Origin of the sequence: Arthrobacter globiformis (assembly GCF_030815865.1) — a bacterium.
GTDB lineage: Bacteria > Actinomycetota > Actinomycetes > Actinomycetales > Micrococcaceae > Arthrobacter > Arthrobacter globiformis_B.
Genome location: NZ_JAUSXI010000001.1, coordinates 1,629,138 through 1,649,167, shown reverse-complemented (window position 1 = coordinate 1,649,167; position 20,030 = coordinate 1,629,138). Strand labels below are relative to the sequence as shown.

At 68.3% G+C, this 20,030-nt stretch carries 18 protein-coding genes and 1 riboswitch; of the genes, 8 read left to right on the top strand and 10 right to left on the bottom strand.

Annotated features, from left to right (window positions below):
* Positions 1 to 76 precede the first annotated feature (76 nt).
* The 6 genes from QFZ33_RS07575 to glyA all read right to left on the bottom strand — a co-directional run bounded on the left by QFZ33_RS07575 (position 77) and on the right by glyA (position 6,079).
* Positions 77 to 1,048 (bottom strand): ABC transporter ATP-binding protein, encoded by a 972-nt coding sequence (locus QFZ33_RS07575; RefSeq protein ID WP_307031702.1) that lies wholly within the window; start codon positions 1,046 to 1,048, stop codon positions 77 to 79.
* A gap of 287 nt (positions 1,049 to 1,335) precedes the next feature.
* Positions 1,336 to 1,644 (bottom strand): SHOCT domain-containing protein, encoded by a 309-nt coding sequence (locus QFZ33_RS07570; RefSeq protein ID WP_307026261.1) that lies wholly within the window; start codon positions 1,642 to 1,644, stop codon positions 1,336 to 1,338.
* 139 nt (positions 1,645 to 1,783) lie between these two features.
* Positions 1,784 to 2,449 (bottom strand): response regulator, encoded by a 666-nt coding sequence (locus QFZ33_RS07565; protein ID WP_307026259.1) that lies wholly within the window; start codon positions 2,447 to 2,449, stop codon positions 1,784 to 1,786.
* The gene (locus QFZ33_RS07560; RefSeq protein ID WP_307026257.1) at positions 2,446 to 3,642 is read right to left on the bottom strand and encodes a sensor histidine kinase; all 1,197 of its coding nucleotides are present in this window, start codon (positions 3,640 to 3,642) and stop codon (positions 2,446 to 2,448) included. Before QFZ33_RS07560 ends, QFZ33_RS07565 begins: the two co-directional genes overlap by 4 nt.
* A 230-nt stretch (positions 3,643 to 3,872) precedes the next feature.
* Complete coding sequence (locus QFZ33_RS07555) at positions 3,873 to 4,766, bottom strand: bifunctional methylenetetrahydrofolate dehydrogenase/methenyltetrahydrofolate cyclohydrolase (protein ID WP_214849865.1); 894 nt, start codon at positions 4,764 to 4,766, stop codon at positions 3,873 to 3,875.
* Positions 4,767 to 4,774: 8 nt separating this feature from the next.
* A complete protein-coding gene (glyA, locus tag QFZ33_RS07550; protein WP_214849863.1) occupies positions 4,775 to 6,079 on the bottom strand; it encodes a serine hydroxymethyltransferase in 1,305 nt (434 codons plus the stop codon).
* Between the two features lie 174 nt (positions 6,080 to 6,253).
* Positions 6,254 to 6,340: riboswitch (ZMP/ZTP riboswitch) on the bottom strand.
* Between the two features lie 42 nt (positions 6,341 to 6,382).
* Between glyA and purU the strand changes: the two genes are divergently transcribed.
* A complete protein-coding gene (purU, locus tag QFZ33_RS07545) occupies positions 6,383 to 7,243 on the top strand; it encodes a formyltetrahydrofolate deformylase (RefSeq protein ID WP_307026254.1) in 861 nt (286 codons plus the stop codon).
* 119 nt (positions 7,244 to 7,362) lie between these two features.
* Positions 7,363 to 7,722 (top strand): class I SAM-dependent methyltransferase, encoded by a 360-nt coding sequence (locus QFZ33_RS07540; RefSeq protein ID WP_307026253.1) that lies wholly within the window; start codon positions 7,363 to 7,365, stop codon positions 7,720 to 7,722.
* A gap of 42 nt (positions 7,723 to 7,764) precedes the next feature.
* On the opposite strand, the gene QFZ33_RS07535 is transcribed toward QFZ33_RS07540, so the two are convergent.
* On the bottom strand, positions 7,765 to 8,772 hold the full coding sequence (locus QFZ33_RS07535) for a DMT family transporter (RefSeq protein WP_307026251.1): 1,008 nt from the start codon (positions 8,770 to 8,772) through the stop codon (positions 7,765 to 7,767).
* Here QFZ33_RS07535 and QFZ33_RS07530 point away from each other — a divergent pair.
* From QFZ33_RS07530 to QFZ33_RS07520, 3 genes are all read left to right on the top strand, one after another.
* Positions 8,771 to 10,183: an aminotransferase-like domain-containing protein gene (locus QFZ33_RS07530; protein WP_307026249.1), complete on the top strand. Its 1,413-nt coding sequence runs from the start codon at positions 8,771 to 8,773 to the stop codon at positions 10,181 to 10,183. The genes QFZ33_RS07535 and QFZ33_RS07530 overlap by 2 nt on opposite strands.
* A gap of 95 nt (positions 10,184 to 10,278) precedes the next feature.
* On the top strand, positions 10,279 to 10,599 hold the full coding sequence (locus QFZ33_RS07525; protein WP_307026247.1) for a DMT family transporter: 321 nt from the start codon (positions 10,279 to 10,281) through the stop codon (positions 10,597 to 10,599).
* Between the two features lie 50 nt (positions 10,600 to 10,649).
* Positions 10,650 to 11,177, top strand: coding sequence for a gamma carbonic anhydrase family protein (locus QFZ33_RS07520; protein ID WP_307026245.1), 528 nt, complete (start codon positions 10,650 to 10,652; stop codon positions 11,175 to 11,177).
* Positions 11,178 to 11,534: 357 nt separating this feature from the next.
* On the opposite strand, the gene QFZ33_RS07515 is transcribed toward QFZ33_RS07520, so the two are convergent.
* Together QFZ33_RS07515 and QFZ33_RS07510 are read right to left on the bottom strand one after the other, a co-directional pair.
* On the bottom strand, positions 11,535 to 13,259 hold the full coding sequence (locus QFZ33_RS07515) for a flavin monoamine oxidase family protein (RefSeq protein ID WP_307026243.1): 1,725 nt from the start codon (positions 13,257 to 13,259) through the stop codon (positions 11,535 to 11,537).
* Between the two features lie 33 nt (positions 13,260 to 13,292).
* On the bottom strand, positions 13,293 to 14,831 hold the full coding sequence (locus QFZ33_RS07510; RefSeq protein ID WP_307026241.1) for an amino acid permease: 1,539 nt from the start codon (positions 14,829 to 14,831) through the stop codon (positions 13,293 to 13,295).
* A 102-nt stretch (positions 14,832 to 14,933) separates the two neighbouring features.
* On the opposite strand from QFZ33_RS07510, the gene alr reads away from it, so the two are divergent.
* Positions 14,934 to 16,166: an alanine racemase gene (gene alr / locus QFZ33_RS07505; RefSeq protein WP_307026239.1), complete on the top strand. Its 1,233-nt coding sequence runs from the start codon at positions 14,934 to 14,936 to the stop codon at positions 16,164 to 16,166.
* A complete protein-coding gene (locus tag QFZ33_RS07500; RefSeq protein ID WP_307026237.1) occupies positions 16,156 to 17,793 on the top strand; it encodes a PucR family transcriptional regulator in 1,638 nt (545 codons plus the stop codon). The genes alr and QFZ33_RS07500 overlap by 11 nt, the downstream gene beginning before the upstream one ends.
* Here QFZ33_RS07500 and QFZ33_RS07495 read toward each other — a convergent pair.
* Positions 17,780 to 18,598 carry a nitrilase-related carbon-nitrogen hydrolase gene (locus QFZ33_RS07495; RefSeq protein ID WP_373427336.1) on the bottom strand — a complete coding sequence of 273 codons (819 nt, stop codon included), beginning with the start codon at positions 18,596 to 18,598 and terminating at the stop codon, positions 17,780 to 17,782. The two genes, QFZ33_RS07500 and QFZ33_RS07495, sit on opposite strands and share 14 nt — an antisense overlap.
* Before the next feature lie 210 nt (positions 18,599 to 18,808).
* On the opposite strand from QFZ33_RS07495, the gene QFZ33_RS07490 reads away from it, so the two are divergent.
* Positions 18,809 to 19,999, top strand: coding sequence for an ROK family transcriptional regulator (locus QFZ33_RS07490; RefSeq protein ID WP_307026233.1), 1,191 nt, complete (start codon positions 18,809 to 18,811; stop codon positions 19,997 to 19,999).
* The last annotated feature ends 31 nt before the right edge of the window (positions 20,000 to 20,030 follow it).

Genomic DNA, 20,030 nt, shown 5'->3' with positions numbered 1-20,030 from the left:
CGCCGTCGGGCTTTCCGACGAACTGGCGCTGCCGGGCCCGCTCGCGGGTCCGGCAGCGCGCCCGGCAGTGGACGGCTCAGTCAACGAGGCTCCTGCCGGTGAGCCGGAGGAACACGTCCTCCAGCGAGGACCTGCGCACCAGCGACGTCAGCGGGCGCAGCCCTCGCGCCGAGACTTCCTCCAGCGCGGCCTCGCCGTCGTGTGTGTAGATGAGCACCCGGTCCGGGAGCGTTTCCAGGCGTTCGCCGATGCCCTCGAGCTCGGCCCCGATGCTGGCGTTGCGTTCCGACCCGAACCTCAGCTCCAGGACCTCGCGGGTGGAGTAGTCCCGGATGAGCGCAGCCGGCGAGCCCTCCGCCATGATCCGGCCCTTGTCCACCACGATCAGCCGGTCGCAAAGCTGCTCCGCCTCATCCATGTAGTGCGTGGTGAGGATCAGCGTGACGCCCTGCTCCTTCAGGCGGAACAGCCGGTCCCACAGGATGTGCCTCGCCTGCGGGTCCAGGCCGGTGGTGGGCTCGTCGAGCAGCAGGATGCGGGGCTCATTGATCAGCGAGCGCGCGATGGTGAGGCGGCGCTTCATGCCGCCGGACAGGGCGTCCACCTTGGACTTGGCCTTGTCCGTCAGCTGCGCGAATTCGAGCAGTTCATCGGCCTTGGGCTTGAGGTAGCTCATGGGCAGGCCGAAGTAGCGGCCGTAGACCAGCAGGTTGTCCCGGACCTTGAGTTCTTCGTCCAGGTTGTCCTGCTGCGGCACCACGCCCAGGTGCGCGCGGACCTCGGGCCCGTTCTGCTCGGGATCCAGCCCCATGATGGTCAGGTTCCCGGACGTCCGCTGGGACACTCCGCCGATCATTTTCATGGTGGTGGACTTGCCCGCGCCGTTCGGCCCGAGCAGCCCGAAGGCCTCCCCCGCTGGAACGCTCAAGGAAATGCCGTCGACGGCGGTGACGTCGCCGTAGGTCTTGGTCAGGTTCTCTGCGGTAATCACGTACCGCGGGGCGGCGGGCTCGTTATCACTCTTGGGACCTCTTTCGTTGGCGGGCACAGGCTTGTTGGAGGTTCCTTGGGCGGAATGGAGTTCGGGCACCCCATCACGCTAGTACGCGGCGGAGGCCAAAGGAATAGCTAAATCTCAAAAACCGAACAGCAACGTGGGCCCACGTCCGCCGGGTTCCCTGGCCGTGGAGCCGCTCCGGCGAGGGCCCCGGCCCGAGCTTGCGAGGGCAGGGAGCCGGATCGGACTTGCGAGGGAAGGGGCGGGTGGGGAGGGTCAGATGTCGCCCAAGGGGGACGCATAATCGGGCGATATCCGACCCCGCGTTGCGGGTGGCGTTACCTGCGGTTCCCCCGCGGCTCCCCCCGCAGGACCTCAAGCCGCTGGTGGTATTCGGTCTCGTCAATTTCGCCGCGTGCGTAGCGCTCGCGAAGGACGCTTTCGCCGCCGCGGGCGGTGGCCCACTCGTGGTTCCTGCGCCAGGTGCGCCGGGCGAAGAAGATGAACAGTCCGATCACCAGGATCCAGAACAGCGGGAACAGCAGGAACCATGGCGAGAATCCTGTGCCCCACGGGCCGTGGGCGACGGGATCGGCCAGCAGCTGCGCGGACTGGACCGCGAAAGTGGTGGCTAGGGATGAAGTCATGTCGTGCTCCCAAAATCTCGGTAAGGGCCGTCTTTCGGCTCTGGTTCGAGTCTGGCCGTCCGACGGCGGCGGGTCGTCTGCCACCGGGAGTCACCTTGGGTGCCCGGCGTACTCCGCCGGGAGTCACGCGCCCGCTACCTCAGCCGGCCCAGCCGGGCCGGACGAGCCCCGATTCGTAGGCCAGCACCACCAGCTGCGCCCGGTCCCGGACCAGCAGCTTGGTCATGATGCGCGAGACGTGCGTTTTGGCGGTGAGCGGCGTGATCACCAGCCGCTCTGCGATCTCGGCGTTGTTCAGGCCCTCGCCCACGAGCCGCAGGACTTCACGCTCACGCTCGGTGATGTTCGCCAGCGACACCGGAGCCGCAGCCGCCCGGGACTGCAGCGCCAGCTGGGCCATGATGCGCCGGGTGACCGACGGCGAGAGCAGCGCGTCTCCGTCGTGGACCACGCGCACGGCCCGGAGCAACTCCTCGGGTTCGGTGTCCTTCACCAGGAACCCTGCCGCCCCGGCCCGCACCGCCTCCGCGATGTATTCGTCCAGCTCGAAGGTGGTGAGGATGATGATGCGCGTGCCGGCAAGGCCCTGGTCCGCCATAATCTTCCTGGTGGCCTCCAGCCCGTCCGTCTCGGGCATCCGGATGTCCATAAGCACCACGTCGGGACGCTCCCGGGCAGCCAGCCGGACGGCGTCGCGGCCGGTGCCGCACTCGGCCACCACCTCCATGTCCGGTTCGGCGTTCAGGAGGGCGCGGAAGCCGGCGCGGATGAGATTCTGGTCGTCGGCCAGCAGGATGCGGATCACCGCGCCTCCCGTTCGGGAGCTGGCAAGGGGCCGGCCAGCGGTCCCGCTACCGGTATCACCGCGCGGACCCGCCAGCCCGGATGCAGCGGCGCAAGGTTCAGCGGCGCCACGTGCAGCGAACCGCCCACGGCGGCCGCCCTCTCCCGCATCCCCGTCACTCCGTTGCCTTCCGGCACTCCGGTGGCCCCGGCGCCGTCGTCGTCAACGGTAACGGTGAGCTGCTTTCCGGGGCTCTCCACCGGCGTCGTGCCCTCCAGGGCAAGGACGACGGCGGCCTTCCGGGCTCCGGAATGCCGCACCACGTTGGTCAGGGCCTCCTGGACGATCCGGTACGCCGCTTCCTGTACGGCGTCCGGAAGCTGCTGCACAACGGCGGCCTCCGGCTGGGTGAGGCTGACCTCAAGCCCCGCGCGGCGGGCGTCGTCGGCTAGCCCGGGAATCCGATCCAGCCGCGGCGGCGGCGCGGGACTCAGCGGGGCGTCCTCGCGGAGCACGCCCAGGAGCTGGCGGACCTCCGCGAGCGAGTCCTTGCTCGCCGCCTTGATGGCTTCCAGCGCGGGGCGGAACTGGGCAGGGTCCTTCTCCCCCAGGTGGAGCGCCACCGAGGCGCGGACGTTGATGAGCGACAGGGAGTGGGCAACGACGTCATGGATGTCCCGGGCGAGCGCCAGCCGGTACTCGTCGCGGGCGGCCTGTTCGCGGGCCTCGTGCTGGCGGCGCCGTTCCGCCACCCGCTCGGTGCGCAGCCGCGCGCCCTCCCCCAGCAGCACAAGAATGGCCAGCCACGAGGTGCCGGCGAATACCCGGATCAGGGCGAACTCGTCGCCGCTGACTGCCGCGCCCGCCACCAGGACGGCTGCACATGCGCCGGCCACGGTCCAGGTCTGCCAGCGCTTCCCGGCCGCGGTGGAGAGCACGATCGCCAGCGCCAGCGACAGGAACACCGGACCCCACGCGTAGCCGAGCGCCAGATACGCCGCGACGGACGCCGCCGCGGCCGGAAGCATCACCAGCGGAGCGCGGCGCCGCAGCGACAGGGAGGCCGGTCCCGCGAGCAGCAGGACGAACGCGAGGGCATCCAGCGGCCGGTGGTCCGGCTGCCGGGCGGAGGCGAAGACGGTGCCCACCACCTCGAAGACGGCCACGGCAACCACAATGGCTGCTGTGGGCGGTCCCCGGAAACGGCGCTGCATACGTCCGAGCCTAGCCGGGTAGGCCCGGACCGTCGTCGGCTTAACGGCGTAGGGCGCCTACTCCCGAAGGAGTAGGCGCCCTACGCCGTTCCCTGGCCGAGCTTGCGAGGCCAGGGGCGGGTGGGGACGAAACCCTGGATCTCGACAAGCTCGATCAGCGCTTCAGCTCGATCAGCGGTTCAGCTCGATCAGCGGTTCAGCTCGAGCAACAGTTCAGCTCGAGCAACAGTTCAGCTGATGCCCGCCTGGCGTTCCGCGGCTTCGACCACGTTGGTCATGAGCAGAGCCACTGTCATGGGACCGACGCCGCCGGGGTTCGGCGAAATCCAGCCAGCTACCTCGGCAGCGGCGGGATCGATGTCGCCGTGGACCTTGCTCTTGCCCGTCTCGGGGTCGGTTTCACGGGTGACACCGACGTCGATCACCGCCGCGCCCGGCTTTACGTCGGCAGCCTTGACGATGTGCTTGGCACCCGCCGCGCCCACAATAACGTCCGCCTGCCGCAGCAGCTCCGAAAGGTTCTTGGTTCCGGTATGCGTCAGCGTCACGGTGGCGTTCACGGCCCGCCGGGTAAGCAGCAGGCCGATCGAGCGGCCGATCGTGACGCCGCGGCCGACCACCACGACGTGCTTGCCCGCGAGGCTGTAGCCGTTGCGCTCCAGGAGCTCGATGACGCCACGGGGCGTGCACGGCAGCGGCGAGGTGATCTCGTCGTTGACGTTGAGCACCAGCCGGCCAAGGTTGGTCGGGTGCAGGCCGTCGGCATCCTTGGCGGGGTCGATCCGCTCGAGGATGGCGTGCGTGTCCAGGTGCTTGGGCAGCGGCAACTGCACAATATAGCCGTGGCAGGCGGGGTCCGCATTGAGATCGTCAATGAGGGCCTCAACCTGGGCCTGGGTGGCGTCCGCCGGAAGCTCGCGCTGGATCGAGTTCATCCCGATCTTCACAGACTGCTTGTGCTTCATGGACACGTACAGCTGAGAGGCGGGGTCCGCGCCCACGAGCACGGTGGCAATGCCCGGAGTGACGCCGCGGGCCTTCAGGGCCGCGACACGCTCAGCCAGCTCGGACTTGATGGCGGCCGAGGCTGCCTTGCCGTCAAGAACCTTGGCGGTCTGCGCCATAGACGGGTTTACCACTGCTCGTGCTGCGGGTACAGCGGGAAGTCAGCGGCGAGCTTGTCCACGCGGGCCTGCAGGGCCTCGACGTCCGTGGCGGAGCCGGCCTTCAGGGCGGTGGCGATGATCTCGGCAACCTCCGTGAATTCGGTGGCGCCGAAGCCGCGGGTGGCCAGGGCCGGGGTGCCGATGCGCAGGCCGGAGGTGACCATCGGCGGGCGCGGGTCGAACGGCACGGCGTTGCGGTTGACGGTGATGCCCACGGAGTGCAGGAGGTCCTCGGCCTGCTGGCCGTCCAGCTGCGAGTTGCGCAGGTCGACGAGCACCAGGTGAACGTCGGTGCCGCCGGTGAGGACGGAGACGCCGGCCTCGGCAACATCCGACTGGTTGAGGCGGTCGGCGATGATCTTGGCGCCTTCCAGGACGCGCTCCTGGCGCTCCTTGAATTCGGCGGTGCCGGCGATCTTGAAGGCCACTGCCTTGGCGGCGATGACGTGCATGAGCGGTCCGCCCTGCTGGCCCGGGAAGACGTTGGAGTTGAGCTTCTTGGCCCACTCCTGCTTGGCCAGGATCACACCGGAGCGGGGGCCGGCGAGGGTCTTGTGCACGGTGGAGGTGACGACGTCGGAGTGCGGCACCGGGCTCGGGTGCAGGCCTGCTGCCACGAGGCCGGCGAAGTGTGCCATGTCCGTCCAGAGCAGGGCGCCCACTTCATCGGCGATGGAGCGGAACGCGGCGAAGTCGAGGTGGCGCGGGTACGCGGACCAGCCGGCGATGATCACCTGCGGCTTTTCGGCGATGGCCTGCTCGCGGAGCTTGTCCATGTCGACGCGGAAGTTGTCCTGCTCCACCTGGTAGGCGGCCACGTTGTAGAGCTTGCCGGAGAAGTTCAGCTTCATGCCGTGCGTGAGGTGTCCGCCATGGGCCAGGGACAGGCCCAGGATCTTGTCACCGGGGGTGATCATGGCGGAGAGCGCGGCGGCGTTGGCCTGCGCGCCGGAGTGCGGCTGGACGTTGGCGTATTCGGCGCCGAACAGGTCCTTGACCCGGTCAATCGCCAGCTGCTCGGCGACGTCCACGTACTCGCAGCCGCCGTAGTAGCGGCGGCCCGGGTAGCCCTCGGCGTACTTGTTGGTCAGAACGGAGCCCTGGGCTTCCATGACCGCGCGGGGGGCGAAGTTTTCGGAGGCGATCATTTCCAGGGTGCCGCGCTGGCGGCCGAGTTCCTGGTCCAGTACTGCGGCGATCTCGGGATCGAGCTCAGCCAGCGGCTGGTTGCTGACGAAGGAGGTGCTAACGGAAGTCGGTGAAGTGGTCACGAAGAACTCCTGGCTAGGGATGGGCACTGCTAAAGGTCAGGCTACCGGCTGGAACGTTGCTCCGCCCGTCGAAGACCACCATCCGGAAAGCGTTCCGGGCGCAGGTCTATGAGGGCGCCGCAGCGCAATGGGGTGGCCGCTCTTCGAGAAGCGCAGCGCTACCGGCAAAACATGACCCTCGGCCCAGGCGTACGATCCGTGGTCTTCGTGAATGCCGCTCCCTGGTGGTTAGCCACCCAAACGCCAGTTGCGACGCCACCACACTATCAAATGCGGGACCGACGCGCGGGTAGGCTGTTCTTCGTGAATGAAGACCAGCTCGCCAAATCGTACGTAGTAACCCTGTCCTGCCCCGACCGCCCGGGAATCGTCCACGCCGTGGCCGGCGCCCTGCTCGTGGCGGGCTGCAATATTACGGACTCCCAGCAGTACGGCAGCGAATCCACCGGCACCTTCTTCATGCGCGTGGAAGCCACCACCACCGCACCCCACACTGAGGTGGTCGCCGCCCTGGAGCCGGTGGCCGAGGCCTTTGGCATGCAGTGGAGCCTGAACCCCGTGGGCCGCAAAGTGCGTACCTTGCTGATGGCCAGCAAGTCCGCCCACTGCCTGAACGACCTCCTGTTCCTGCAGCGCTCCGGCACCCTCCCCATCGAGATTCCGGCGATTGTCTCCAACCACCGCGACCTGGCCGGGCTGGCCGAGTTCTACGGCATCCCGTTCCACTACATCCCGGTGACGGCCGACACGAAGGAACAGGCCGAGGACCAGCTGCGCAAGATCATCGCCGAAGAGGGCGTCGAACTGACCGTCCTGGCCCGTTACATGCAGATCATCTCCGACGACATGTGCACCGAGCTGACCGGCAAGGCCATCAACATCCACCACTCCTTCCTGCCGTCCTTCAAGGGCGCCAAGCCGTACCACCAGGCCCATGCCCGCGGCGTCAAGCTGATCGGTGCCACTGCGCACTACGTCACCGCCGCATTGGACGAGGGCCCGATCATCGAGCAGGAAGTCATCCGGGTGGACCACGCGCGCACGCCGGAGCAGTTCGTGCAGATGGGCCGGGACGTGGAAGGACGCACCCTCGCCCAGGCCGTGCAGTGGCACGCCGAACACCGCGTGCTCTTGGACGGCAACCGGACGGTCGTCTTTAACTGATCCCGCTTCAACCGAGCACACGCCGCCCGCGGACAGCATGCCCGCGGCGGCGGTTCCGGGTTCCCGTGGGCGCGCAGCGGTTCACACCCGGCGGGTTTTAACCAAGACTGGTTAACACAATGACTCTGCTGACAGAAACTTCGCTGGAACCCTTCATCGCACTGCTCAAGGCACAGGGCAGGCACGCAGTGCTGGACGTGTGCTGCGGCCCGGGCGACGACGGTCTCCGGTTCGTTCAGGCCGGCATCCACTACACGGGCGTTGATCCCTTCGACGGCAACGTGAGGTACGCCATGGCCCGCCGCCTGAGCGTGTCGGTGGCGGAGCCCACGCGCCTGCCGTTCGCCGCAAATACGTTCCCGGCAGTCTGGGCTGTCCAGTCGCTGGAGGGCCTCACGGCAGACCAGGCGGACGACGTCGTGCGGGAGCTTGAGCGGGTGGCAGAAGCGGGTGCGCCGATCGCCGTCGTCCTCCCTTGACCACCGCCGGAGCTGACTCCCGCTCGAACTGAATCCCCACTGCTATCTCCGGTCCACCGGGACGGGCAGTGGGCGGCTCTGGGGCGCTGGCGACCGGTTGAGCCTTACCCGGACCGCGGCGCCGGCGCAGAGTATGACGGCGAGTCCGCCGACCATGGTCGCCCACGTCAGCTGCTCGCCGAGCAGAAGCGCAGCCCAGCAGATACTCATCACCGGCTGGGCGAGCTGGACCTGGCTCACCTGGGCCATGGGTCCGATGGCGAGGCCGTGGTACCAGGCAAAGAAGCCCAGGAACATGCTGACGACGCCGAGGTAAGCAAAGGCGGCCCACTGCACCGGAGTGCCCGAGGGCGGCTGCCGGGACACGGAGAAAGCCACAAGACCCACCATCAGGGGCGAGGCCAGGACGAGGGCCCAGGATATGGTCTGCCACGGGCCAAGCTCGCGGGCCAGCAGTCCACCCTCGGCGTACCCCACGGCAGCGGCCAGCACGGCGCCGAAGAACAGCAGGTCCGTCCAACGCAGCTGGCCAAAGCCACCGGGCTGCGCGACGGCGAAGCCGACAGCAGCTATGGCCCCCGCTCCGGTCGCGACCCAAAAGGCTGCTCGTGGGCGCTCGCGGCCGCGGAGCACCGCCAGCGTCGCCGTTGCAGCAGGAAGCAGGGCGATAACCACGGCCCCATGACTGGCCGGCGCGGCAGTGAGTGCGAAGGACGTGAGCATGGGGAAGCCGACGACCACCCCTGCGGCGACCACCGCCAGGCGAAGCCACTGCACGCCGCGGGGCAGGCGCTGCCGCGCCAGCACCAGTGCCGCGGCGGCAAGGACAGCCGCCACCACTGCCCGGGCTGAGCCAATGAACAACGGCGACAGCCCCTCTACTGCCAGGCGGGTGAAAGGAACAGTGAACGAGAAAGCCGCTACTCCCAAGAGGCCCCACCATATTCCGGCGCGGGACGATCCAGTGGGTACGGGCCGGGTGGATGACGAGCCGCTGGGCGGCGATATCACTGGGCGATCCGGAACAGTAGCGCTACTATTGTCTCTCATGAACAACGATAGCAGTTCCCGGATCGCGTTGCGGCTGAGGGAATGGGTTGCCGGCGCGGCACCGGGGTCGAGACTGCCGTCAACCCGGTCGCTCGTCGCGGAGTATCAGGCCAGCCCCGTCACCGTCCAGAAGGCGCTGCAGGCCCTCACGAGGGAAGGTGTCATCGAGAGCCGCCCAGGCGTGGGGACATTCGTGCGGGCCGTCCGGACAGCGCGGCCGTCGGATTACGGCTGGCAGACGGCCGCCCTGCGATCACCACAGGCGCCGCTGCGGCCGGCCTCCGCCGCGATGCGCACCGCACCGAACGATGTCATTGCGTTCCATTCCGGCTATCCGGACCGCGAACTCCTCCCCGAGCGGCTGGTGCGCGCAGCGCTAACACGGGCGGCCCGCGGCGAGGCGGCGTTATCGCGTCCCCCGGCTGCAGGGCTGCCCGAGCTGCAATCCTGGTTCGCCCACGAGCTCGGAAGCTCCACCCCAGCCGGCATTTCCCCGCCAACCCCGAGCGACGTCGTCGTGCTTCCGGGCAGCCAAAGCGGCCTCAGCTCCATCTTCAGGGCGCTCGTCGGCTACGGGCAGCCGCTCCTCGTCGAGTCCCCGACCTACTGGGGGGCCATCCTGGCCGCGGCGCAGGCCGGCGTCCGGGTCATCCCCGTGCCCAGCGGCGCCGGCGGACCCGACCCGGAGGAACTGGCCCGCGCCTTCGCGGAGACGGGGGCACGGATGTTCTATGCCCAGCCGAACTACGCGAACCCCACCGGCGCGCAGTGGGACGGCCGGCGCTGCGAACAGGTGCTGGACGTCGTGCGGAAAAACGGCGCCTTCCTCCTCGAAGACGACTGGGCACACGACTTCGGCATCACCACCACAGCCCAGCCTGTGGCGGCCCGCGACGACTCCGGCCACGTTGTGTATCTCCGGTCACTGACCAAAAGCGTCTCCCCTGCCGTCCGTGTGGCCGCCGTCATCGCCCGCGGGCCTGCGCGCGAACGCATCCTTGCCGACCGGGCAGCCGAGTCGATGTATGTCAGTGGCCTGCTCCAGGCGGCGGCACTCGAGGTCGTCACGCAGCCGGGCTGGCAGACCCATCTGAAAAGCCTCCGGCACCAGCTCCAGTCCCGCCGCGATCTCCTGCTCACGAGCCTGCTTCAGCACGCACCGCAGGCGCACGTCGAGAACGTCCCCAAAGGTGGACTGAATCTCTGGGCACGGCTTCCCGACGGGACCGACGTCGAACAGCTCGCCAGGTACTGCGAAACCGCCGGCGTCATCATTGCGGCCGGAACGGAGTGGTTCCCCGCCGAACCCGCGGGGCCTTTCATCCGGCTCAACTACGCGGGCCCCAACCCGGGCGCCTTCCCCGAGGGCACCCGGATTCTCGGCCAGGAGCTTTCGCGGACCCTCGGGTGACTCCGCCGTTCCGCGCGCGCCTAGGATGGGACCCTGGGTGCGCAACGCCGGCAGCACGCCGGTTAGGCCCCAGCATTGGGAAAGGACACATCTTCTTGGGCTACGTCTATCTGGCACTGGCGATCGCCACGGAGGTCCTGGGCACCAGCCTGCTGAAGTCGACAGAAGGATTTAGCCGGCTCTGGCCCAGCGTCTGGTGCCTGGCGTCCTACGGGGTTGCCTTCGCCCTGCTGTCGCAGGTGGTCAAGAGTGTGCCCGTCGGCGTCGCCTATGCCTTGTGGTCAGGCCTCGGAACGGTTGCCATTGTGGCGATCGGTGCCGTCTTCCTCGGCGAGGAACTGAACCTGACGAAGATCCTCGGGATCGGGCTGGTGGTCGCCGGCGTCGTCGTCCTGAACGTCGGCGGAGCCCACTGACGGTTCCGGCCCACCCCGGCGAACCAAGCCGGTGTCCTAGGCTTGGGGGCATGGCTCCCATTTACCCCTTCGCCGGTGACACGCCGGACATCCACCCCTCCGTTTTCCTGGCGCCGACGGCGTCAGTCATCGGCCGTGCCACGCTCGCCGAGGACGCCAGCGCGTTCTACGGCGTTTCGGTGCGCGCGGACACCGCCGCCATCACCGTGGGCACCGGCAGCAACCTGCAGGACAACGTGGTGCTGCACGCCGACCCCGGCTTCCCCTGCAGCGTGGGGGCGCGGGTCAGCGTCGGGCACGGCGCCGTCGTCCATGGCTGCACCGTGGAAGACGACTGCCTCATCGGCATGAGCGCCACCATCCTCAACGGCGCGGTGATCGGCGCCGGCTCGCTCGTGGCGGCCGGCGCCGTCGTGCTGGAAGGGACGGTAGTCCCGCCCCGTTCGCTGGTGGCCGGGGTCCCGGCCAAGGTGCGCCGCGAGCTCACCGCCGAGGAGTTCGACGGCGTCCAGCGCAACGCGGCGCACTACCGCGAGCTCGCCAAGGCGCATCGCGAACTCCACGCAGACGGCCGCTGACCGAGCTGGGCAACCGCTGATCGAGCTTGGCAACCGCTGACCGAGCTGGGCAACCGCTGATCGAGCTGGGCAACCGCTGATCGAGCTTGTCGAGATCAAGGTTAGCGGGCTTGGTTTCGACAGGCTCAACCAGCGGGCTTGGTTTCGACAGGCTGAACCAGCGGGCTTGGTTTCGACAGGCTCAACCAGCGGGCTTGGTTTCGACAGGCTCAACCAGCGGGCTTGGTTTCGACAGGCTCAACCAGCGGGCTTGGTTTCGACAGGCTCAACCAGCGGGCTTGGTTTCGACAGGCTCAACCAGCGGGCTTGGTTTCGACAGGCTCAACCAGCGGGCTTGGTTTCGCTCCCCACCGGGAACTAGTCCAGGCTGATCGGGCCCAGCTCGTCCAGCAGGTCGCCTGGGCCGGGGTTGCCGGGTGCCGATGAGCCGCCGAGGTGGTTCACCACGCCCCACACCGCGTTTAGTCCCGTGGTCACCGCACCCTCGGCCCAGCCTGCCGTGAAGGACACGTCGTCGCCGGCGAGGAAGATGCCGCGCTGGGATTCCGGCAGCTGGTCCTGCTTGAAGTGGGTGAAAAGCCGCTGCTGGTAGCGGTAGTGGCCGGGCAGGTTGGCCTTGAACGCGCCCATGAAGTTGGGGTCGGCCTCCCAGGAGACGGTGATGGGCTGGCCCACGATGTGGCTGGCGATGTCCACGCCGGGGTAGATCTGCTCGAGCGAGTGCAGCATCAGCTCCACGCGTTCGTCGGCGTCGAGCGCCAGCCACTTGAGCGCGTCGTCGTTCCACGTGTAGGACAGCAGGATCACGGCGGGCTGGTCCGGGCCGTTGTCCAGCAGGTAGGTGGCCCGGTTCAGCCGGTCCGTCAGCGTCATGGACAGGACCTCCCTGCCGGTTTCCGGGTCGATGTCCTTCCAGAACGGCCGGTCCACCATCACGAACGTCTTGGACGACTGCATGTAGTGCGAGCGCTCGATCGCCGTCCACAGCTCAGCCGGGAACAGCGCCTCCTCGGTGTGGATCCGGGTGGACAGCAGCCACGACTGGCAGGTGGTGACCACCGCCGGGTAGGAGGCTTCCCTCCCCCAGCGCTCCCGGATGCGGAGGTTGCCGTCCGCCTCACGGCTGATCCGTTCCACGGCTCCGCGCGGGGAGCCTGAGTGCAGGGACGCCAGGGACGTCCCTGCCGGCCAGTGCACCATGCCCGACGGCGCGTGGCGCCAGAGTGTCTCGGGGAGCCTTTGCGCTCCCCCGGCGATGAGGCGGTGCTGGTCGTCGGCGTCGGTGTAGACGACGCGGAGGATTTCCAGGATGGAGTTGGGGAAGTCGGTGTCCCAGCCGCCGGTGCCGAAGCCGACCTGGCCGAATGCCTCGCGGTGCGCGAAGCCCGCCTTCCGGAACGCCTGGCTGCCGGCGATGAAGCCGTAAAAGGTCTCCTCGTCCAGCTCCGGAAGAAGCTCGTTCCACAGCTCCTTGATCCGGGCCGTGTCCCTCGCCCGGATGGCTTCCTGCATCTGCGTGAACTGCGCGCCGTCGTTCACGGCGGCCTTCCAGGCGTCGGCCACTTCGCGGAAGAACGGCGGCAGGTCTGCCGAGGTGGTGGCGTAATGCTTCTGCCCCGCCAGCTCAATCACGGTGCTGGAGGTTACCGGGGCCAGCGGGTTGGGGAAGTCCCGCGTCTCCAGTCCCAGCAGGTCCACATAGTGGTAGAACGCCTTGCCGGACACCGGGAACCGCATGCCGCCCAGGTCTGCCACCACATCCGGGGCAGACGGGAAGCTGGCCGTGCGCAGGCGTCCGCCAAGCTGGTCCGCCTCGTAAAGCACCGGACGCAGCCCAAGCCTCATCAGCTCGTACGCTGTCACCAGCCCGGACAGTCCGGCACCCACCACGGCGACTTCGGTGCCGTACAGTTCCGGCGGCACCGAACCCAGTCCGTCAGGGTGGGAGAGATAGTGGTCGTAGCTGAACGGGAAGTCCGGGTTCAGCATGGTCACCGGGGCCTGGCCTGGTGCTCCGGGCAGGCCCGACGCCGTGGTGGCGCTGGACGGGTCGGATGCCGGCAGTTCGGTAGCGGTTGTCATGGAAGGTCTGTCTCCGTGGTCTCGTGTGTTGTCTTACTGGTGCGAAGTTGTCTGTTCAGCAGGTGCGGGAGCTGGGGAAGAATCACGGGCGGATAGTTCACGGTATTCCTCCTGCCCCAGCGCGGCCACCCGCGAGTGCCGCCTGCCATAGCCGAAGTAGGCGGCCAGTCCCACGAGCATCCAGATCCCGAAGGTCACCCACGTCTCGGCGCCCAGGTTGGCCATCAGGTAGACGCACATCAGCGCGCCCAGGATCGGTGTCAGCGGGAACAGCGGAACCCGAAAGGTCCGCGGAAGCTCCGGCCGGGTGCGGCGGAGGTGGATGACGGCCACGTTCACCAGGGCGAAGGCGAACAGGGTGCCGATGCTGGTGGCGTCTGCGAGCGCCCCGAGCGGGACCAGCCCGGCGGTGAGGGCGACGGCGGTTCCCACGATAAGGGTTCCGGCAACGGGCGTGCCGGTGCGGTGGGAGACGCGGCCAAAGATGCGGGGAACCAACCCGTCGCGGGACATGGAAAGAAGGATGCGGGTCTGTCCGTAGAGGACAGTCAGCACGATGCTGGCAATTGCGAGCACAGCGCCGACGGCGAACATCAGCGCGATCCACGGCTGGCCGGTGATTTCCTCCAGGATCTTCACCAGTGCGGCTTCCGTGCCGTCGAACCAGCCCCACGGGCGGGCGCCGATGGCGGCAACGGCAACCAGCACGTAGATGGTGGTGACGATCAGCATCGAGAGCATGATTGCCCGGGGCAGGTCGCGCTTAGGGTTGCGGGCTTCCTCGCCCGCGGTGGAGGCGGCGTCGAAGCCGATGTAGGAAAAGAAGACCCGGGAGGCGGCGGCGGAGACGCCGGCGGCCCCCATCGGCAGCAGCGGCTCGAAGTGCCCGCCGTTGAACGCGGTGAAGGCCACCGCGCAGAAGAAGACCAGGATCCCCACCTTGACCAGCACGATCGCGGTGTTGATCCACGCGCTTTCCTTGGCGCCGCGGACCAGCAGAACCATGGCCAGCACCACAATCACCATGGCCGGGATGTTGACTAAGCCGCCGCCGCCCGGCGGCTGCGACACCGCATCCGGCAGGGCCAGCCCGAAGACCGCCAGCGATTCGTTGACGTACTGGCCGGCGCCCACTGCCACGGCAGCCACGGAAACGGCGTATTCGAGCACGAGGCACCAGCCGCAGATCCAGGCCATGCCCTCGCCCATCGTGGCGTACGTGTAGGAGTAGCTGGAGCCCGCAGCCGGCACCAGACCGGCCATTTCGGCGTAGGACACCGCGGACAGCAGCGCGGCCAGGCCGGCGATGGCGAACGAGATCCAGATGGCCGGCCCGGCCAGCGGCACGGACTCGCCCAGGATCACCAGGATGCCGGTGCCGAGGGTGGCGCCCACGCTGATCATCGTCAGCTGCATGACTCCGAAGCTGCGGACGAGGCGCGTTCCGCCCTGGCCTGTCTCGGCTTCCTGGACCATCTGCCCGATCGGCTTGCGGCGGAGCAGCTGGGCTGCCAGTCCGGGGCGGACGGCCTGCACGGGAGGCCGTTGTCCTGCTTGGGTGGGCACAGTCATCGTTGACGTCCGTTCGTGGGTAGTTGGGGGCTTTCCGTGTCTCCAGCCTAGGTGTGTGAGCCGTGTCTCACGGGTGTGCAAAATGACCTATAGTGTTCTGGCATGAGACGTAATGCACAACAAACAAACGCGCCCGAGGCGGTGCTTTCCGGGCAGGTCAGCGTGGACCTGTCCGCCATTTCAGACAACGTGCGTGCCCTCCGGGCCCTCACTCCTGCACCCCATTTCATGGCCGTGGTGAAAGGGAACGGCTACGGCCATGGCCTGATCGACGTGGCCCGCGCAGCCCTCGCCGCCGGCGCGGACTGGCTGGGCACGGCGCAGCTCACCGAGGCCCTGGCCCTGCGCCAGGCGGGCATCACGGCACCGGTTCTGTCGTGGCTGTACCTCGCCTCCGGGTCGAGCGAAACCATCCGTGAGGCAGTCAGCCACGACGTCGACATGTCCCTGGGCAGCATCGCCCAACTCGACGCCGTCGCCGGCATAGCGCGCTCGCTGGGACAGGCCGCCGCCGTCCACCTTGAGCTGGACAGCGGCCTGAGCCGCGGCGGCGCCCGTGCCGAGGACTGGCCTGACCTGGTGGCCGCTGCACGGAGGGCGGAACTGGCTGGGAATCTCCATGTGAGGGGCATTTGGACCCACCTGGCCTGGGCGGACGTTCCCGCCCACCCCGGGAATGCCGGTGCGGTGGACGCCTTCGAGGAAGCCGTCAGGCAAGCCCGCGAGGCAGGGCTGGATCCGGAACTGCGGCACGTCTCCAGTTCGGCGAACATCCTGGACCGGCCGGAATTTTCGTTCGACATGGTGCGGGCGGGGCTGGCCATCTACGGCCTGGCTCCGGCGGACCACCTTGACCCCGCCGACTACGGCCTCCGGCCTGCCCTGGCAGTTACCGCTCCCGTGGTGCTGGTGAAGAAGGTTCCGGCCGGCACCGGTGTGAGCTACGAGCACCAGGCCATCACCCACGAGCCGAGGTTCCTGGGACTGATCCCGCTGGGCTACGCGGACGGCATTCCGAAGGGCATTTCCGGCCGGAGCGTGGTGCAGCTGGGCGGCAGGAGGGTTCCGGTGATCGGCAAGGTGTGCATGGATCAGTTCATGGTGGACCTGGGCCCCGAGCCCGGCGGAATCAATGTTGGTGATACGGCCGTCCTGTTTGGCGACCCCCGGGACGGGGCCGCGAGCGCCGATGAATGGGGCGCCGCCATTGGAAGCCACGGCGACGAGATCATCAACAGGATCGCGCCGCGGCTGCCCAGGGCCTACAGCCTCCCGCAGGCGCACGAGTGCCCGGATTACGAGGAGCCCGGGGACGGGGCACCGCATGTCGCCTGAGGCAGGAACGCGAATCGCCCCGGTAGCCAGTGCGGCGGCGGAGCGGCTGAGTGTCGTCACCCTGGAACAGTTCCTGGCGAAACTGCCGCCCGAGCTCACGGTACTGCACGACGGCGGCAACGCTTCCGGGCTGCTGCGGTGGGTTGAGCCGAGTGAACTGGAGGACCCCACGCCATACCTGCTCGACGGCGAATTCCTCCTCACGGCAGGTTTGCCGTTCGTTGGCGACGCGGGTGACGCTGCCCGGGTTGACGCCTACGTCGGGCGCCTGGTGAAGGCCGGGGTCGGGGCACTGGGCTTCGGCCTGGAGCCGTACTTCAGTGCTGTCCCGGACACTGTGGTGGACGCCTGCGTCCGGCACAACCTGACCCTGGTGAAGGTGCCCAGCACGGTCCCATTCGCGGCCATCGGGCTCGAGTTCTCCCAGCTACTGGAGTCGGACAACGCGAAGGTGTTCCGCCACCTCGCGGACACGAACAGGCAACTGATGCGCGCCGTCCTGTCCGCCCGGCCCGAACATGAGCTCCTGGCTGCGCTGGTGCAGCGGGTTCCCGTATGGGCCATGTTGGTCGGCGCGGACGGGCGGGTGCGCGCCCGGGCGGGCTCAGGCGTCGAGGTCGCCACCCTGCAGCCGCTGCTCGACCGGCTCCTGGGCGGCAGCGGGCCGAGGGTGGAGATGGATTCCTTCGACGTCCCCGGATCTTCGCTCGTGTTCGGGCACCCGCTGCGCAGCACCCGCGACGCGAACCTTGGCGCGCTGGTGCTGGGTACTGACTCGCCGCTGACGCCCGCGCAGAACAGCGTGGTCTCCTCCGCCGTCGGGCTCCTTGAGCTATTGGTCCGGCAACGGACCAGCGGGTCACTGGCACCGAGCCAGTTGGCGACGTCGCTGCTGCTGCACCCCGACAGCCTGACCGCCGGCGGGGCGCGGCACATCAACGGGCTCAGGGACCTGCTGGCCCAGAGCACTTCCTCCACGCGCTCCGGTCCGTTGCGCGTTGTGCAGGGCATCAGGGCGGAGCCGGCCACCAGGGCGGGGCAGGCCGCCGGACGCACCGCGGAGGGCCCGGTCCGGGAGCTGCTGCAGTGGCGCCGCCTGTTCGACACCAAGCTCGTGGAAATCACAGACTACGGCTTCGCCGCCATCACCCGGCTAAGGGTGGACGACGCACTGCTTGCCGAGGTCGAGAAGCTCGGGTGGCGGTTGGTTATCGGGGACACCACCGAGCTCACGGATCTGGGCAGCGCCTACCAGCAGGTGACGGCGCTGCGGCAGCGCGTCCAGAGCACCGGCCAGAGCGCCCGGGTGGGTGAAGTGACGTGGACGGTCGCCGGACTGCTGGGGCAGGAAGCCGGAACCATGCTGGCCGAGCGGCTGCTGGAGCCGGTGCTCAGCCAGGATAGCGACCGCCGGACCGCCCACCTGTCCGTACTGAGGGCGTGGCTCGGCGAGAACGGGAACTGGGATGCCAGCGCCAAGGCGCTGGGCCTGCACCGGAACAGCGTCCGGCGGCAGATCAACGCGGTGGCCGAGCTATTGGACACCGACCTGAACCAGGCGCAGGTCCGGGCCGAACTCTGGATTGCGCTGCAGTACGTGGACGGGCTGCCACCTAGCCCTGATTAATGCCGCCGCCGTTCTCCTCCCAGGCGCGGTAAACATCAGGGCGGCGTTCGCGCAGGTAGGGCACGTCCTCGCGAGCCTTGCGGGCCGCTTCGGCGCTGACCTCCGCGTACAGCAGTTCCGGGCCGGGGCCCGCGGCGGCGAGCAGTTCGCCGTCGGGCCCGGCAATGACGCTTCCGCCCAGGAAGACGCAGCCGTCCTCCTCCCCGGAGTGGTTGGCATAGGCGACTGTCAGCTGGCTCTCCAGCGCCCGGGCACGCAGCAGCACCTGTGGAACGGACTCGAAGCCGTGGGCCAGGGCAGTGGGAACCAGGAGCAGGTCGGCGCCGGCCGCGGCGGCCGCCCGCACCGTCTCCGGGAACTCCACGTCGTAGCAGATGGCCAGCGAGGCTTTGATGCCGCCCAGATCGACGACGGCGGGGGGTGCTTCCGCAGGGCTGAACGCCCTGGCCTCCTCCGGACCAAAAAGGTGGACCTTGGCATAGCTGAGCAATTCGTTCCCGCGGTTGTCCAGGACCGTAGCGGTGATCCGCCACTGCCCGTCGGCCGTGACGGCCGGCAGGCTGTAGACCAGCGCGATGCGATGTGTGGCAGCGATGCCGGCAAGGGTCTGCCGGATGCCGGGCAGGACGTCGGGATCCAGCTCCGCCCTGACTCGCAGCGGGGCGTAGCCCACGGGGAAAAGCTCGGGGGTCAGGAGCACCGCGGCACCCGCCTCCGCAGCCGCCCGCGCCGCGCGCTCAATGGCTCCGCAGTTCCGTTCGATGTCCAAAACACTGGAGTTCGCCTGCATCAGCGCCAGCTTCACCGTGATCACCTCAAGTCTTCGTGAACGCCCGCCCAACACCGGACGCCGTTCCCTTCAGCGTATCCGCGGGCGGCGGCTGCCGATGCGGTCCATTTGCACCGCCCTGAACCACCTTCGGGACGGATTGCCCGGCACCTGCTTCCTTCCACATGCCGCGTCGTTGCGTTAACTTCTTGACTACAAGGTCGCCGATGGTGCAATGTTCATTCCATGCCCTCACCATCGAGCTCAACGAGGAGCCGAACCAAGAACCCCGGGTCGCAATCCGCACTCAGGCACCTGAACCAGCAGCGGATCATCGAATGCCTGCTAAACGGCCCTTCGACCCAGGCGGAGCTCGCGCGGCAGACGGGACTGTCCACCGCAACAGTGTCCAACATCGTCAAGATCATGCAGGACTCCGGTCTTGCCTCCACCGAGCCGACCACCAGTTCCGGGCGGCGCGCACTCAACGTCCGGCTCAACAGCAACGGCGCCGTGGCGGTGGGCATCGACTTCGGCCGGCGGCACCTGCGGGTGGTTCTCGCCTCGCTCAGCTACCACATCATCGCCGAGGAATCGGTGCTCCTGCCCCTCGGACACCAGGCAGAGCAGGGCATCCAGGCCGCCGTCGCCCTGCTCGAAAAACTGCTGGCGGACAGCGGCGTGGAGCGCAGCGCCGTGGTGGGTGCCGGCGTCGGAATCCCCGGCCCGATTGACCGCCGGACCAGCACCGTGGCACAGGGGGCGATCCTGCCCGAGTGGGTGGGCATCGACATCCTGGAGCGACTCGAAGAGGCGTTCCAGTTTCCCATATTCGTTGACAATGACTCGAATCTCGGTGCACTGTCCGAGGTCACCTGGGGACCGCACAGCGGCATCAGCAACCTGCTGTTCATGAAAATTGGATCCGGCATTGGCGCGGGCCTGATCCTCAACGGCAACCCGTACTACGGCAACGTCGGGATCACCGGCGAGATCGGCCATGCGACCATCCACGAACACGGGCTGATCTGCCGCTGCGGCAACAGGGGGTGCCTGGAGACCATCGCCTCCACCACCACCATGATCGAGCTGCTCAGCCGCGGCGAGGAGCGCCCGCTGACCCCCGGGGACATCGTTCGCAAAGCCCTTGCGAGGGATGCCGCCACCCTGCGCGTGGTGGACGATGCCGGCCTCGCGGTGGGCCGGGCGCTCGGGAATGTAGCCAACCTGATCAACCCGGAGGTCATTGTGGTGGGCGGCCCACTGGCGGGGCTGGGCGACATCCTGCTGGACCCCATCCGGCGAGGTTTGGTGCGGCACGCCGTGCCGGTCATCGGCGAAACCACCACCCTGACCATGTCCTCGCTGAATGACCGGGCCGAGGCCCTGGGGGCCGCGTCTCTGGTCTTCCAGCACGCCGGAATCCGGCGCACGTAGCGTTTCGTTATCCCGCCGTTGCGTTAAAGAC